The sequence below is a fragment of the Streptomyces sp. S063 genome (assembly GCF_002832675.1).
Taxonomy (GTDB): Bacteria; Actinomycetota; Actinomycetes; order Streptomycetales; family Streptomycetaceae; genus Streptomyces; species Streptomyces sindenensis.
On record NZ_CP021707.1, the window covers coordinates 3,665,623 to 3,680,276 of the forward strand.

Below are 14,654 nucleotides of genomic sequence, written 5' to 3' on the forward strand. Positions count from 1 at the left end.
CAGACCCACCACCACACCAGAGAACGGGAGGCAGGCCGTGAAACCACAGGCTAGCCCCAAGATCAGCACCCTGCCGGGAGCGGGACGGGAGCCGGAGCTCCTCGCCCTCGCCCGCAGCGGCGACCGGGAGGCATTCGCCACCCTCTACAACGAGCACCACGCCGAAGTGTCCCGGTACATCCGGGGGCACATCGTCGATGCGTACCTCGCCGAGGACCTGGTGCAGGAGACCTTCCTCCGAGCGCTCCGCCGTATCTCCACCTTCACCTGGCAGGGCCGCGAGTTCGTGGCCTGGCTCGTGACCATCGCTCGCAACCTGATCGTCGACCACTTCAAGGCCCTGCGGACGCGCCTGGAGACGCCCGTTGGCGATCTGGTCGACACAGACGCGCTCGTCGACAGTGCCGAGGACACCGGGCTGCGCAAGCTGGCCGCAGTCGAAGCCGCCGACACCGTGCACGGCGCGCTCCTGGCGCTCACGCCCGACCAGCACGCAGCGATCCAGCTTCGGTACCTCAACGAGTTGTCGATCTCGGCAACCGCGAAGGCGATGCGCCGAACCGAGGGCAGCGTCAAGCAGCTCACGTACCGGGGCCTGACCGCGATGCGTCACCTGGCGGTGGCGGCATGAACAAGAACCTCCCCGCCGCGATCACGATGGTCCGCGAGCTGCTCGCCGGTGACGGCGACGTCGCGACCACCATCGGTCACGCCCTCGACGGGGCCGGCCTCCTGGTCGACCCCGAGCGCACCTTCGGCGCGGTGCTGCGCCGGACCCCGCAGGGCTGGGCTCCGGTCGCTCCGGCCACGCAGCCCGCGCCGCCGGAGCCGACGGAGTTGGAGCAGCAGGCGTCGGACTGGGACGCTGCGTGCCAGCGCGCCGCGCAGCTCGTCGAAGCCATCCGCTCCACCTACGCCGCCGAGCCCGACTTCGTGGGTGTCCGCGCCGACCGCGACACCGTCGTCATCAGCCTCCAGATCACCGACCTGTCCCGGTGGGCCGGGTGGATGTCGACGCTCGGCATCGTCGAGCACCAGCTGACCGGCCTCGACTATGTGGTCTGCGGCCGCACGACGATCGGCGACGTGCCGGTCAGCGTGCTGGCGTACGACGTGCCGGAGGTACAGGCCGTCGCCCAGGCGAAAGCTCGCCGCCCGTACCGGCACGCCGGGCTCATCTACGACCTGGCCGTCGGACACAAGGACATCACCGGCGACACCTGGTACTTCCACGGGGACTACTCGGCGGAGGGGATGCCGCTGCTGTCGCAGGACGGGCGCCCCGAGCGCTGCACCCTGGCCGCCGTGGTCGACCTGCTCGGCCCGATCCTTCCCGTCCGTGAGCCGGTTGCGGCCGCGCAGGGCGGTGAGCGCGGATGAGCGACGTCATCACCACGCCCGCGACGGTCGAGCTGTTCGACGGCACGGTCACCCTGACCGACTGGTCGCTGACCGAGCTCTCGCCCGATCACTACGGGCACAGCTACATGCAGATCGGCGGCTGGCTGCCCGAGGGCTACCAGCCGGGCCCGATCTCGCAGGGCACCAACCACATGGTCCGCGCGGACCTGCCGGGCATCACCGACGTCGCCCAGGCCGTGAACGTGACGGTCGAGACGATCAGCTACGGGGGACCGCAGCGGTTCATGAAGATCCAGTGGCGGCACCTGTCCTACCCGGCCAACTGGCTGGAGGTGCTGCACGAGACGGGGAACTTGCCCGCCCCTCTCGCCCCGAAGTCGGAGGAGCCGTCGCGTGTCGACGGACTCAGCTACCGGGCTCAGCAGCTGCTCGCCCACATCCACGCCGACCCCGGCACCCGGTGGAAGACCGGACGCGCGGAGCAGGTGTACGCGGACCTCGGCTACCCGACGCGCGGCCGACGCCACAACGCCCGGACCGACCTGAACAACCTCGCCACCCGCGGCCTCCTCACGGCCCACGGCCCCGACGACGGCCGGTACTTCCTCCTCGCCCAGCCCAAGGACGGTGCCTGATGGCAGCCAAGACGACCGCGAAGGCCTGGAACGGTGGCCTGGTCGGCGAGCCCACGCCGCCGCGCGACGTGCAGACGACCGCCCGGTGCACGACCACCGGGTGCGGTGCCCAGCCCGGCGGGGTGCGCCGCATCCCCGGCTGGGTCGTGATCGACGTGGTCGGGAGCAGCGAGCCGAAGCGCCAGTTCTGCTCCTGGGACTGTGCCGCGTACGGGTCCGCCCTCGCCGAACTCCGCGTCGGAGGTGTCCGGTGAACGGTCCCCAGCACTACCGCGAGGCCGAGCGTCTCGCCGAGCGCGCCCACCACTTCACCTACGGCGACGGGGCAAATCCGGTCGTCGGTGCCGCTCTCGCCGCCGAGGCGCAGGTACATGCCACCCTCGCGCTCGTCGCTGCGACCGCCATGCAGGCCGCCGTGGACGGCTCCGAGCCGGGCATGAGCGGCCCCGAGTTCGCCGCCTGGCACAAGGCCGCAGGTGTGAAGCCGGGTGAGTGCGGATGAGCGCCTACTCCCGGGCCTACCAGGGCCTCGTCAAGGGCGGCATGCCCGCCACTCAGGCCGCGAACCTCCTCGGTGAGCTGCGGAGCGAGACGGGGGCGGAGCTGTCCGCCGGCCTCCTCGCCCGGGCCGCCGAGATGTACGGCCAGAAGCAGCCGCACGACAGCAAGGCCATCGCCCGGCGCCGTACCGCCCGGTTCGGCGCGGTCCGCGACGCCGCCCAGTGGCTCGTCGCCGCCACCGCGACCGGCCGCCTCACCACCACCCCGCAGCAGCGCGCCCCCCGGAGCAACACGTGACGACCTTCACCTTCACCGATGCCACCCGCGAGACCGCGAAGGCCCGGATCGCCATCCAGGGCCCGGCCGGGTGCGGCAAGACCAAGACCGCGCTCCGCATGGCCGAGGGCCTGGCGAAGAACGGCGTGATCGCCCTCGCCGACACCGAGCGCGGCTCCGCCAAGAAGTACGCCCCCGTCCCCGGACGGCCGGACCTCGGCGGCCACCGCTTCAAGCACGTCGAGATGGACACCCACGACCCCCGGCACCTGATCGACCTCGTCCGCCAGGCCGAGGAGATCGGCGTCGAGGTCCTCATCATCGACTCCTACAGCCACTTCTGGAACGGCAAGGGCGGCCTCCTGGAGATCGTCGAGACCGCCGGAGCCAAGGCGGGCAGCGGCGGCACCTTCGGCGGCTGGCGCACCGGCAACCCCATCGAGCAGCAGATGCTCGACGCGATCCTGAACTTCCGGGGTCACCTCATCGTCACGATGCGCACCAAGGGCGACTACGTGATCGAGGGCAAGAAGGTCACCAAGGTTGGAGTCAAGGCCGTCCAGCGCGAAGGCGCTGAGTACGAATTCGACGTCGTGATGGACATGATCGAGGGCACCGCCACGGTCACCAAGACCCGGTACACGCCCCTCGACGGCCTCTGCATCCACCACCCCGGCGAGGAGATCGGGGAGACGATCCTCGACCAGCTCGGCCAGGGCGTCGACCCCGTCGCGGCGATCGTAGACGCGGCGGCCGCCGACGAGCTCACCCTCGACGCCGTCCTCCAGCTCTCGGCCGACGCCGCCCGCCGCAACCTGCGCCAGGCCGGTGTCCTCCACCCCACCGGGGGTCAGCCGACCACGGTCGATGCCCTGCTCCGTGAGCGCCTGGGCGACGTCGTCACCGCCCTCCTCGCCGACGATTCGATGACGTACGACCGCGCGATCGAGCTGCACCGCCGAGCCGAGGCCGGCGGATGGATCGCGGTTGAGCGGATGGTCGAGGAGGACGGCGACCTGGTCATGTTCACCCTCGGCGACCTGATCAAGGCCCGTGGTACGGCGCTCAGGCCCACGCCGCAGAAGGCACCGGAGAACTCGGCCCCGAGCACCGGCAACGCCACTGCGGGGGCAACCGGCGGCCGGCCGGGCAGCGAGGCGGTGACGGCCCCGCAGTCGCGGAAGATCTTCGCCACCCTCGCCGGGCTCGGCCTCGACAACTCCGACCGCGAGCGCCGCCTCCGCGCCATCAGCCTCATCGTCGGCCGCCAGGTCCCCACCCAGAACGACCTGACGTTCGGGGAGGCCGCCGTCGTCATCGAGACGCTCGACGGCTTCACCGGCGACGACGCGGCCGACCGGTTCCGGGAGCACCTGAACAAGCTCCTGGACGCCGCCCGCGAGCCCGTTTCCGCCTGATCCACCACTGGCTGCGGGCCCGGCCGCCGACTCCCGGCCGGGCCCGCACCACCCCAGAGAGGAGGAACACCCAGTGGTGGACCCCACCCCCGAGCAGCGCGACGCCATCGACACCTACGGCGACGGCATCGACCTCGTACTCCAGGCCGGCGCAGGCTGCGGGAAGAGCTCGACGCTGAAGATGATCGCGAAGTCGGACCCACGCCGTCGGATGGTCTACGTCGCGTACAACAAGGCCATCGCCGCCGAGGCCTCGCGCTCCTTCCCCGCGACCGTGCTGTGCAAGACCGGCCACGGCCTGGCCTACGACCCCCGGTACAACGAGCGGCTCTTCGGCCCTCGCCAGACCGCGCACCAGGCCGCTCAGGCCCTCGGTGTGAAGGAAATCCTCGGCATCATCGGCGCGACTCCGTCCATCGCGACGGACCTCGGCCCTCGGAAGCCGATGACCGGCAAGATCATCATGCGGGCGGCGCTCGACACGATTACCCGCTGGTGCCACAGCCCCGACCCTGAGATCCGGAAGTGGCACGTCCCGCAGTACGACGGCCTCACCGGCGAGCAGCCCCGCACCGAACTCCTCGCCCTGGTCCTCCCCGTGGCGCTCGCCGCGTGGGCCGACCTCACCGACGAGGACGGCGTGCTCAAGCTGTCCCACGACCACTACCTGAAGATGTGGGCGCTCAGCGGCCCGAAGCTCCAGACGGACGTGGTGCTCCTCGATGAGGCACAGGACACCAACGACGTCCTCAGCGCGGTGCTCCTGGAACAGGACCACGCCCAGCGGATCGCGGTCGGCGACTCCGCCCAGCAGATCTACAGCTGGCGCGGCGCGAACGACGCCCTCCAGAAGTTCGTCCGGACGCTCGGCGCACCCGAGCTGACGCTCTCCCAGTCCTTCCGATTCGGCCCGGCCATCGCCGCCGAGGCGAACCGCTGGCTCCGCGTCATCGACGCACCCCTCCGCCTCACCGGCTACGACCAGGCCGACTCCACCGTCGGCCCCGTCGGCAACCCGGACGCGATCCTCTGCCGCAGCAACTCCGGCGCCATGGGCATCGTGATGGAGGGCCTGGCCGCCGGCCGTAAGGTCGCGCTCGTCGGCGGAGGCGGGGACATCAAGTCGTTGGCCTGGGCCGCCGAGGCGCTCCAGTCCGGGCAGCCGACCGACCACCCCGAGCTGATGGGTTTCCCGTCCTGGGACGCGGTGTGCGAGTACGCCGAGGAGGAGGACGGCTCGCTCAAGACGCTCGTACGGCTGATCAACGACCACGGCACCGGCCCCATCCTCGCGGCGGCCGACGCGCTGGTCTCCGAGAACCGCGCGGAGCTCGTGGTCTCGACGGCGCACAAGGCGAAGGGCCGGGAGTGGCCCGCCGTCCGGATCCACAGCGACTTCCGGGCCCCGAAGTCGGACCCCACCAGCGGGCACATCCTCCTCCCGCGTGAGGAGGGCCGCCTCGCGTACGTCGCGGTGACCCGGGCCCGCCAGCAGCTCGACGCCGAGGCCCTCGCCTGGGTCGACACCATCACGGCGGTGAGCTCATGAGCATCGTCGAGTGGGTTGTCATCGGCCTCGTCGCCGCCTGGGCCGCCGTGATCGCGGGCGCCGCCGTCCTGTTCCGCATCGCGTACGTCTCCCTGGCCGACGAGGACGACTTCGCCGCCGGCCTTGACCGCCTCCGCGCCGCCATCGCCACCGCAGACATCGAGACCGAGCCCGGCGGTCCGTCCGCCGACCTCATCGACTGCTGGGGCATCTGGCCCGACGCCCCCATCCACACCGGAGAGGACGACCTCCGATGACCCCGATCGACGTCCCGTGGGGACTCGCCGCCTGCCTGGGCTGCGACACGGACACCTGGTTCCCCGAGGGCCGTACCAGCGCGGCGAACACCACCCGCGTGGAAGCCAAGACCACCTGTCTCCGCTGTCCGATCCGCGACGCGTGCCTGGAGTCCGCCCTCATCGAGGAGCGCGGGCTGGGGGCATCGAGCCGCCACGGGATCCGGGGCGGGAAGTCCGGCAAGCAGCGCTTCGAGCTGGCGACCCGGACCGGCGCGCCGCCGAAGCAGCAGCGCGCCTGCTGAGCACCGGGTGCGCGGACGTTGACCCGCTCCGTCCGCGCACCCGGCCACCACCCACCAAGCAGTGCCCGAAAGGAAGCCAGAAGTCATGAGCACCACGAAGCCCGCCGCGGAGGAGACCGAGGAGCGCACGGTCCGCCCGTTCGCCGCGTTCCTCCAGGAGCAGTCCGGCGGCCAGCTGCACGACGAGCTGTCCACCCGCCTGCACGAGCTCATCGAGGCCGTCCGCGAGACCGGCAAGGCCGGGGCCATCGCGCTGAAGATCGACGTCAAGCCGATCGCGGGCACCGACGGCCGGACCGTCACCGTCACGGACACCGTCACCTCGAAGGTCCCGAAGACCGAGCGCCCGAAGTCGATCTTCTTCGTCGACGACACCGGCAACCTCTCCCGCACCGACCCGCGCCAGCCCGTCATCACCGGGCTCCGCGAGGTCGAGCCCACCCCCGCCCCCACCCAACTCAGGAGCGCCAAGTGACGCTGAACCGCTACGACGCCGCCATGCCGTCCGACCTGAACGGCACCCAGGCCGTCATCGACGTCGCCATGCGCGCCGCCCAGCCCCACCAGCTCGAACCCGGCTTCATCTACACCCTCGTTACCCCGGGCGGCGGGGTCCAGAAGGTTGACCTCACCGGCCCCGAGCACACCGGGGTCCCGGCACGGAAGAGCGGCACCACCGTGGTCCGCGACGTCGAGTCCTTCCTCGCCTACTTCGACAAGCACGGCAACGACGACAGCGAGGTCTACGCGGACGTCGAGCGCCGCACTATCACCGCGGTCCTCGACGCCCACACCGCCGAGGACGCCCGCTGGGGCGGTCACCGCGTCGAGCTCCACCTCCGCGAGACGTCCGCCTGGCGGGCCTGGACCTCCATGGACGGCCAGCTGATCCCGCAGGGTCAGTTCGCCGAGTTCGTCGAGGACAACCTCGTCGACCTGGTCGAGCCGACGGCCGCCACGATGCTGGAGCTCGCCGAGTCCTTCGAGGTGACCACCTCCGCCGAGTTCCAGTCTTCTCAGCGGCTCGACTCCGGTGCCCGGAAGTTCTCGTACGTCGAGGAGCAGACCGGGAAGGCCGGCCACAAGGGCGACATCACCATCCCGGCGACGCTGACCCTGGCCCTGCGGCCCTTCGAGGGCACCGAGCCCTACAAGGTGATCGCCCGCTTCAAGTACCGCCTGGACAAGGCGAAGGGCGAACTGCGCCTCGGCTTCAAGATCGAGCGCCCCGGCGATGTCCTCGCCGCGGCCTTCGCCGACATCCGGACGCTCATCGATTCCGACGTCCCGATGGCCGTGCTGAACGGCGCACCGGCTCGTATCTGATCCCCGCTCATGGTGCGGCCGGGTCACCCCCGGCCGCACCCCGCACCACCCCGAAGGAGCCCTGTGGGCGGCCGCCTGTACGTCGAGGTGCTGGACTACGCGCCGACGACGCTGACACACCGCGAGAAGCTCGCCCTCGCGGTGCTGGCCGACGACGCTCGGGACTCGACTCGGATCACTTGGTCCAGCGTCGAGTCGGAGAAGATCCTCCGCCGCGCCCAGGTCTCCCGCGCCCAGATCTACGCCCTGATCAAGGCGCTGATCGCGAAGGACTGCCTCAAGCGGGTCTCCGCCGGCCAGAAGAACGGCACGGCGAAGTACATGATCCTCCCCCTTCAGCGTCCGCAACTTCCGGACCCTGAGAACGACGATCAGCGTCCGGATTCCCCCGACACTGACAGGGGCTCTCAGGGTCCGGAGAACCCGGACACTGACGCTCAGAGTCCGGAAATCCCTGACACTGACGACTCTCAGCGTCCGGACTCTGCGGACACTGACCAGTGTCAGGAAAACCCGGACACTGACGAGCCTCAGTGTCCGCAAATCCCTGACGTCAGTGTCAGGGAATCCCGGACGCCTACTCTCTCTCCTCTCTCTACAAGACCTCTCTCTTCTCGCGAACCGTCCGTCTCGGCTGACGCACAAGCCGCGCCAGAAGACGACGTCGTCGATGCCGAGGTCCTCGACGAACCCGCGGACGAGCACCCGGGCAAGGTCACCACCCAGACGATCGTCGGCGAATGGCTGGACCGCTGCGCCACCCGCCCGCCGTCCCGCGTCGTAGGCCAGATGGGCAAGGAGATCCGCGTCCTCCTCGAGGAGGACCGCATCCACCCCGACACCATCCGGCGCGGCATCGCCACCTGGATGACCAAGGGACTCCACCCCTCGACGCTCCCCTCCGTCGTCAACGAGGTCATGAACGCCTCTCGTGCCGCTGCCCCCCGTCAGACCGGCGGCCAACACGGCTACGACCCCGACACCGGCATGGACCTTTTCGACCGCGCCCTCGCCCGCGCCCAGGCCCGACAGCCCCAGGAGGATCAGTGACCCCCGAGGAAGCAATCCTCATCGCGAAGTACGTCGCCAGCGTCTGCCCCCAGCAGCGCTTCAACGAGCACACCCCCGACGTCTGGGGCGACATCCTCGCCCCGTACACCGTGGACGACGCCCGCGCCGCAGTCATCGCCGTCGCCGCCCGCCAGGCCTTCGTAGCCCCCGCCGAGATCGTCACCGAGATCAAGGCACGCAGGGAGGAGCGCATCGAGCTGGCGCACGTCGTCTACGACGGCAACCCCGACGAGACCGGCGCCCAGTCCGCCGCCGCCCGCCGCGCCCTCATCACCGCCGCCGCCGACGGCCTCCTCCCTGCCCGCACCCCAGCCGCCGCCCTCGGCACCGCCGACCGCCTCGCCCTCCCGCCCGGCGAACCCGGCCCCTACACCAACCGCGTCGCCGCCATCCGGGCCGCCGTCGGCCAAGCCACCCCCACCGCCCGCGAAGGCGTCGTCAACCCGCGCGCCATCGGCTGCCGCGTCTGCCAGGCCCTCCCCGGCGTCAGCTGCGACGCCGGCGGCCGCCGCATGCGCGACGTCCACCCCGGCCGCCTCGAAGACGCGAAGCGCCAGGCCGCCGGCCTCCCCCCGATCGACCCCGACGAAGCCCGCGCCGCCGAAGACCGCATCCGCGCCGCCTCGGCCGCAGCCCTCGCCCAGCACGACACCACCGAGGAGCCCTCCTGATGCGCACCGCCCGCTTCCCCCAGCTCGCCGTCCGCTGCCCCTGGCCCCCATGCACCGCCCCCGTCGGAGAGCTCTGCTCCAACGCCGCCCTCGGCACCACCTGGCGCAACAAAACCCACGACGTCCGCCGCATCGCCTGGGTCATCCACACCACCACCTGCCCCGTCTGCGCCGCCGCCCCCGACAGCCCCTGCATGACCCAGCCCCCCGCGCTCCGCACCGCCCTGCCCGCCCCGCACCCCGAGCGCATCGCCGAGGCCGACACCAACCACACCGCCACCCACAGGACCCCGCCATGGCCCCACAGTGCCCCGACTGCCACAAACCGATCCGCTGGACCCGCACCGAAGCCGGCCGCCGACTCGCCGTCGATCCCGACCCAGACCCGACCGGCAACGCCGCCGTCTGGCGCGACGGCAACGGCACCCTCCGCTCCCGCCGCCCGACCGCCGACCTCCCCCTGACCGGCTGGGAACGCCTCCACCTCCCCCACATCGCCACCTGCCCCGCCCGCCAGGAACAGACCGCCCTCCCTCCCGGCCGGAGTCACCCGACTCTCCGACCACCGCAGAAAGAAGAACCGGTGACATCAACCCCCGTACCTCAAAGCAAGATCAACGCCACGCTGGCCGACCCCGGCAAAGGCGAACACCTCTGGATCATCCTCGCCATGTACAAGGTCGGCGACGACACGATCCGCCGAATGAACAACGGAGAAGACCCGGGGCCCACCCTCCTCGACCACGAGAACCTGCTGACCACCGAAGGGGTCGGCTGCTTCAAGTGCGAGCAGCCCTACAGCAAGTTCATCGCGCACCGGAAGTGCACCGGATCGATGGGAGACCCCTCGTGACCAAGCCCGAGACCACCCACGAGGGCCCCGACCCGTTCTACGGCGGCCTTAGCACCCACGTCGGCACCCGCGAGAAGTGCACCGCCCCCGACTGCGGCCCCCTCGACCCCGAAGACGAAATCCGCGACGCCGTCCTCGACCTCGAAGCCCTCCACGAAGCCGCGCACGGCACGAGCTGGCGCGTGGCCCGCGAAGACGAGGACGTCTACGACACCTCGTGCCGCGCCATCGGTATCGAGCCCACCGACCACGACGACCTCGTCTTCCAGGCCGAGAGCATCACCGACGAGGACGCCGCCTACATCGCCGCCATGGGGCCCAACGTCGGCCGCCTCCTCGCCAACCTCCTCCACGAGATCGCCGAGGACCACGGCCCCGGACTCGACAACCGCCAGGCGATCCACCAGGCCGCCCACAAGCTCGCCACCACCATCAACAACCGCCCCCAGTGATCATCGTCGCCTTCGTCGCCCTCGTCACGATCACCACCGGCCTCATCACCGGCACCTGGACCAACCTCCCCAACCTCAAGATCACCAAGCGATAGATACCCACCGCGTGAACCGGTTCCGATCTGGTTCGCGCGCAGGGAGAACAGGAAGATCACATGGCACTGCCCACCCTCACCGGCGTCGGCCGCCTCACGAACGACCCCGAGCTCCGCTTCACCCCGTCCTCGAAGGCCGTCGCCTCGATCCCGCTCGCCTTCAACTCGCGCCGGCTGAACCGCCAGACCCAGGAGTGGGAGGACGGCGACGTCCTGTACGTGCGGGGGACGGCGTGGGAGCGCCTGGCGGAGAACGCCGCCGAGACCCTGGCGAAGGGGATGGAGGTGATGGTCTCCGGCGAGCTGCGTACGGAGAGCTGGGAGAAGGACGGTCAGAAGCACGAGCGGACCGCGCTGCTGATCCGCTCGATCGCCCCCAACCTGGCGTTCGCGACCGCCGTGGTCTCCAAGGTCACGTCCGGTCAGAACGGCGGGCAGGGAGGCGCACAGCCGGGCGGGCAGGCCCAGCAGGGCCGACCCCAGCAGTCCCGCCCGACCCAGCCCCCGGCCGACGACCCCTGGGCCATCGACAACGCCAAGGGCTACAGCGAACCCCCGTTCTGATGGCCGCGCTCCTCCGCCTCCCCGGCGGCGCGGGCGAGGCCTCGGAGATCGTCGAGGCGCTCCTCGTCGCCGCCGGGGCCCGCGACACCACCGCCCCCAAGCTCGCCGCCCGCTGGCGCCAGATCGCCGACGACATCGGCGACGCCCTCGACCTCTTGCCCGTACCGAAGACCACCCAGGAGCAGAACTGATGCGCATCTTCTACGACACCGAGTTCCTCGACGACGGCCGGACCATCGACCTGATCAGCATCGGCATGGTCGCCGAGGACGGCCGCGAGCTCTACGCCGTGTCCTCCCAGTTCGACCAGGGCGCCGTCCGCCGGCACGGCTGGCTCATGGCCAACGTCTGGCCGTCCCTGCCGATCCTGAAGAACCCGCCCGGGCAGCGCGGCATCGACCGCATCGACGTCACCGACCCCGACGTCCACCCCCGCGCCCAGATCGCCCGCATGGTCGAGCGCTTCATCCTGGAGACCCCGGACCCGCAGCTCTGGGCCTACTACTCCGCGTACGACCACGTCGCCCTGGCCCAGCTCTGGGGTCCGATGTCCAACCTGCCGCACGGCATCCCGATGCAGACCGACGACCTGGTCACCGAAGCGAAGCGCCTCGGCCTCACCCCGGGCGAGCTCCCGACGCAGGTCGACGGCCACCACAACGCCATCGAGGACGCCCGCCACAACCTCGTCATGGCCAGGTACATGGACTCCATCACCCGCAAGGCCTGACCCACCCCTCCGTACGACCGGACTTGGGGCCCTACGCGAGGGCCCGCCCCCGGCACACCGCCAGGAGCACGCACCATGTTCGGACTCACCACCACCCGACGCCTCCGCGCCGAGATCGACGCGCACGTCGTCACCAGCCGCCGCATGACAACCGCCTGGGACGATCGCGACACCGCCCAGAAGGCTCTCAACGACGAGATCGACGCACACCTCGCCACCATCCGGAACGCCCTCGCCGCCGAGCAGGCCGCCGCCGAGCCGCACCCCGTCCAGCACCCCGACGAACTTTGGTCTCTCATCGACTGGACCCTCTGGGGCTCCGGCATGGGCGACACCTTCCGCGAGCGCCTGGCCGACACCTTCCTCCAGGCCATCACCTCCGACGACCACGCCCAGGCCCTCGAACTCATCCGGTGGTGGACCGAGGACCGCGGCCGCGAACCGCTCGGCCGCCGCCGATACGAGGACCTGAAGCGCCGCCTGCACCGGGCCCTGGCGAACGTGGTCCGGTGGCGCACCGAGGCCCATCGCGCCCGAGGGGAGGCCCGGCTCCTCGCCGAGCAGCTGCTCAACGCGACCAGCAGCCAGTCCACCGCCGCTCGCAAGGTGCTCGGCCTCCCCGACGAGGGCCCGTGGCAACGCGCAGTCGACGGGCTCAACGCCCTGGTCGACGCGGAGATCCCGTTCCACATCGAGCCCGACGGGCACATCAGCAACCCCTGCGGCGACGAGCACATCGAATGGGACCGCAAGGCCGGCCGCTGGCGCCTCGTCCACGACGACGACACCGACGTCACCACCACGGTCGACGAAGTGCTCACGGCCAACGTCAAGGCCGACACCGATGGCTGAGCTCACCCCCGAGCGGCTCTCCGAGATTCGGAGCCTTGCCCCGACGTCCGACCCGATCGACTGCTGGGCCGCCGTCCAGGACCTGCTGCGCGACCGCGAGCAGCTGCTCAAGGCGAACGGCGCGGCGGCCGAGGAGCTCGCGACCTGGACCGGGTCGCTGGCCCTGTGACCGACACCTGCGGGGTGTGCAACCGGCCGCTCCACGACCCCGAGTCGAGGGCGGCCGGCATCGGCCCCACCTGCGCCAAGAAGTTCCACGTCAGCACCGCGACCGCGAGCTCCCACCAACTCACCTTCGAGGAACCCATGACCGACCCGAAGCCCACCGGCCGCTGCGGCAACGACCCGCGGACCGTGCTCAGCCCCGGCGACCAGGCCGCCGTCGCCGAGTTCAAGGAGTACCTCGCTGAGAGGGCCCGCGCGGACCGGGCCGAGGCCGCGATCAAGCGCACCGTCGACCAGATGCGCGCGTACGTCGCCGCCTCCGGCAGCGCCGGGGTGAACCCCCAGCGGGTGATCGACCTGCTCTCTGCGACCTGGCCCAACGGTCCGACCGAGCCGATCACTCCACCTCACATGAACGGTTGAGCATGCAGCAGGGGCGCATCCACCGTCCGCCAAGACCGGATGCGCCCCCAGGTGATCATCACGATAGCCCCACCGCACACCCGGAGCGCCCGATGACCACCACCGCCACCCACACCAGCGAGCGCCACCTCTTCACCATCGCCCACCACTGGCGCGACCTCCGCGAACACCTCGCCACCCGCGGCACCACCTGGCCCCCCACCATGGGCATCGCCACAATCAGCAACCGCGACCAGGACGACGAGCAGGCCGAGGCCGCCACCTGGCGGGCCGAAGCCCTCCGTGCCCTGGAGCGCGACCCCGCCCAGCCCGGCTGGACCGCCGCCCCACTGCGCCTCGACGTCCTCGACACCATGGTCACCGTCGAGGCCGGCCTCCTGGAGCTCGCCGACCAGACCGCGGCCGCCGTCCAGCACGCCCCGATCACCCCCGCTCCAGCACGCCGTTCGTGGCCGGACGACCCGCGCGCCCGCCGTACCGCCGAGGCGGACGACCGGCGCCGCAACCAGCTGGCGCTCCGCGAGTCGAAGAACCCGCGCCGCTGGCGGTACACCGGGGAGCAGCGCACCGCACCCCTTGCCGCGCTCTGGCTCCTCGCCCGCATCCAGGGCGTACGGGGCCCGTGGCGACCGCTCACCGACGCCGAGCAGCAGCGCATCGACGTCGTCGCCCGTACGTCAGCCGACCTCGTCGAGCGGGCCCTCGACGTCGGCGAAGGCCTCGTGCGCCTCGCCGCGCTCTGTCCGGTCTGCTCCGGCTGCCTTGATATGCAAGGCGGCTCGGGAGCGGTACCCGTGGTCCGATGCGGGTCCTGCGGACGCATGTGGAGTGGCAGCGGTGAACAGGGGCTTTGACCGTTCTATGCGGCTAAGTTACTGGTCCGCCGCGTAGCACAGAGGACCGACATCTTCAGCTCAATGCCCCACGACACGACGGCATTCGAGACATGGCTCACGTCGCGGGACTAAAAAGGAACAAGGGTGACACTCTGTGCCAGGGCTGATTGCCCGTCACCTTGGATTCTTAAGTAACTCATCGGTACGCGGCACCCAGTGTCGAACGCGATACCGGTTTCGTGTCAACCCGATGGCGTAACCTGAACGTCACAAGGCCGCCTTCGATCCGAAGGCGGCCTGGGAACAGCTATGTGCGGGGTGCCTCCCGCCGAAG

General features: G+C 70.8%; 23 protein-coding genes. All 23 read left to right on the plus strand.

Going from position 1 to position 14,654, the window contains the following annotated elements:
• The first annotated feature begins 37 nt into the window (after positions 1–37).
• The 23 genes from CCZ36_RS16705 (at position 38) to CCZ36_RS16810 (ending at position 14,338) form a co-directional block, all read left to right on the plus strand.
• Positions 38–631: a sigma-70 family RNA polymerase sigma factor gene (locus CCZ36_RS16705; RefSeq protein ID WP_237302680.1), complete on the plus strand. Its 594-nt coding sequence runs from the start codon at positions 38–40 to the stop codon at positions 629–631.
• Entirely contained in the window at positions 628–1,380 is a 753-nt protein-coding gene (locus CCZ36_RS16710) for a BN159_2729 family protein (protein WP_128817979.1), read from the plus strand. Before CCZ36_RS16705 ends, CCZ36_RS16710 begins: the two co-directional genes overlap by 4 nt.
• Positions 1,377–1,997 (plus strand): hypothetical protein, encoded by a 621-nt coding sequence (locus tag CCZ36_RS16715; protein WP_128817980.1) that lies wholly within the window; start codon positions 1,377–1,379, stop codon positions 1,995–1,997. Before CCZ36_RS16710 ends, CCZ36_RS16715 begins: the two co-directional genes overlap by 4 nt.
• A complete protein-coding gene (locus tag CCZ36_RS16720) occupies positions 1,997–2,251 on the plus strand; it encodes a hypothetical protein (protein WP_128817981.1) in 255 nt (84 codons plus the stop codon). The genes CCZ36_RS16715 and CCZ36_RS16720 overlap by 1 nt, the downstream gene beginning before the upstream one ends.
• A complete protein-coding gene (locus tag CCZ36_RS16725) occupies positions 2,248–2,499 on the plus strand; it encodes a hypothetical protein (RefSeq protein ID WP_128817982.1) in 252 nt (83 codons plus the stop codon). The genes CCZ36_RS16720 and CCZ36_RS16725 overlap by 4 nt, the downstream gene beginning before the upstream one ends.
• A complete protein-coding gene (locus CCZ36_RS16730; RefSeq protein WP_128817983.1) occupies positions 2,496–2,795 on the plus strand; it encodes a hypothetical protein in 300 nt (99 codons plus the stop codon). Before CCZ36_RS16725 ends, CCZ36_RS16730 begins: the two co-directional genes overlap by 4 nt.
• Positions 2,792–4,192, plus strand: coding sequence for an AAA family ATPase (locus tag CCZ36_RS16735; protein WP_164873511.1), 1,401 nt, complete (start codon positions 2,792–2,794; stop codon positions 4,190–4,192). The genes CCZ36_RS16730 and CCZ36_RS16735 overlap by 4 nt, the downstream gene beginning before the upstream one ends.
• Positions 4,193–4,265: 73 nt before the next feature.
• Positions 4,266–5,741, plus strand: coding sequence for a UvrD-helicase domain-containing protein (locus CCZ36_RS16740; protein ID WP_335755804.1), 1,476 nt, complete (start codon positions 4,266–4,268; stop codon positions 5,739–5,741).
• Positions 5,738–5,998, plus strand: a complete 261-nt coding sequence (locus CCZ36_RS16745) for a hypothetical protein (RefSeq protein ID WP_128817985.1) — start codon at positions 5,738–5,740, stop codon at positions 5,996–5,998. Before CCZ36_RS16740 ends, CCZ36_RS16745 begins: the two co-directional genes overlap by 4 nt.
• The gene (locus tag CCZ36_RS16750) at positions 5,995–6,282 is read left to right on the plus strand and encodes a WhiB family transcriptional regulator (RefSeq protein WP_128817986.1); all 288 of its coding nucleotides are present in this window, start codon (positions 5,995–5,997) and stop codon (positions 6,280–6,282) included. The genes CCZ36_RS16745 and CCZ36_RS16750 overlap by 4 nt, the downstream gene beginning before the upstream one ends.
• Before the next feature lie 85 nt (positions 6,283–6,367).
• Positions 6,368–6,757 (plus strand): hypothetical protein, encoded by a 390-nt coding sequence (locus CCZ36_RS16755; protein ID WP_128817987.1) that lies wholly within the window; start codon positions 6,368–6,370, stop codon positions 6,755–6,757.
• Complete coding sequence (locus CCZ36_RS16760) at positions 6,754–7,608, plus strand: DUF2303 family protein (RefSeq protein ID WP_237302681.1); 855 nt, start codon at positions 6,754–6,756, stop codon at positions 7,606–7,608. Before CCZ36_RS16755 ends, CCZ36_RS16760 begins: the two co-directional genes overlap by 4 nt.
• A 63-nt stretch (positions 7,609–7,671) precedes the next feature.
• A complete protein-coding gene (locus CCZ36_RS16765; protein ID WP_128817988.1) occupies positions 7,672–8,658 on the plus strand; it encodes a hypothetical protein in 987 nt (328 codons plus the stop codon).
• Positions 8,655–9,350, plus strand: a complete 696-nt coding sequence (locus CCZ36_RS16770) for a hypothetical protein (protein WP_128817989.1) — start codon at positions 8,655–8,657, stop codon at positions 9,348–9,350. The genes CCZ36_RS16765 and CCZ36_RS16770 overlap by 4 nt, the downstream gene beginning before the upstream one ends.
• Before the next feature lie 295 nt (positions 9,351–9,645).
• On the plus strand, positions 9,646–10,203 hold the full coding sequence (locus CCZ36_RS35760) for a hypothetical protein (protein WP_128817990.1): 558 nt from the start codon (positions 9,646–9,648) through the stop codon (positions 10,201–10,203).
• Positions 10,200–10,655, plus strand: coding sequence for a hypothetical protein (locus CCZ36_RS16780; protein WP_128817991.1), 456 nt, complete (start codon positions 10,200–10,202; stop codon positions 10,653–10,655). Before CCZ36_RS35760 ends, CCZ36_RS16780 begins: the two co-directional genes overlap by 4 nt.
• 155 nt (positions 10,656–10,810) lie before the next feature.
• On the plus strand, positions 10,811–11,314 hold the full coding sequence (ssb, locus tag CCZ36_RS16785; RefSeq protein ID WP_128817992.1) for a single-stranded DNA-binding protein: 504 nt from the start codon (positions 10,811–10,813) through the stop codon (positions 11,312–11,314).
• Positions 11,314–11,505, plus strand: a complete 192-nt coding sequence (locus CCZ36_RS16790; RefSeq protein WP_128817993.1) for a hypothetical protein — start codon at positions 11,314–11,316, stop codon at positions 11,503–11,505. The genes ssb and CCZ36_RS16790 overlap by 1 nt, the downstream gene beginning before the upstream one ends.
• Entirely contained in the window at positions 11,505–12,044 is a 540-nt protein-coding gene (locus CCZ36_RS16795) for a 3'-5' exoribonuclease (RefSeq protein WP_128817994.1), read from the plus strand. The genes CCZ36_RS16790 and CCZ36_RS16795 overlap by 1 nt, the downstream gene beginning before the upstream one ends.
• Positions 12,045–12,119: 75 nt before the next feature.
• On the plus strand, positions 12,120–12,896 hold the full coding sequence (locus CCZ36_RS16800; RefSeq protein WP_128817995.1) for a hypothetical protein: 777 nt from the start codon (positions 12,120–12,122) through the stop codon (positions 12,894–12,896).
• On the plus strand, positions 12,889–13,065 hold the full coding sequence (locus CCZ36_RS34780; RefSeq protein WP_164873512.1) for a hypothetical protein: 177 nt from the start codon (positions 12,889–12,891) through the stop codon (positions 13,063–13,065). The genes CCZ36_RS16800 and CCZ36_RS34780 overlap by 8 nt, the downstream gene beginning before the upstream one ends.
• Positions 13,062–13,484, plus strand: coding sequence for a DUF6011 domain-containing protein (locus tag CCZ36_RS16805; protein ID WP_128817996.1), 423 nt, complete (start codon positions 13,062–13,064; stop codon positions 13,482–13,484). Before CCZ36_RS34780 ends, CCZ36_RS16805 begins: the two co-directional genes overlap by 4 nt.
• Before the next feature lie 92 nt (positions 13,485–13,576).
• Positions 13,577–14,338, plus strand: coding sequence for a hypothetical protein (locus CCZ36_RS16810; protein ID WP_128817997.1), 762 nt, complete (start codon positions 13,577–13,579; stop codon positions 14,336–14,338).
• Positions 14,339–14,654 lie beyond the last annotated feature (316 nt).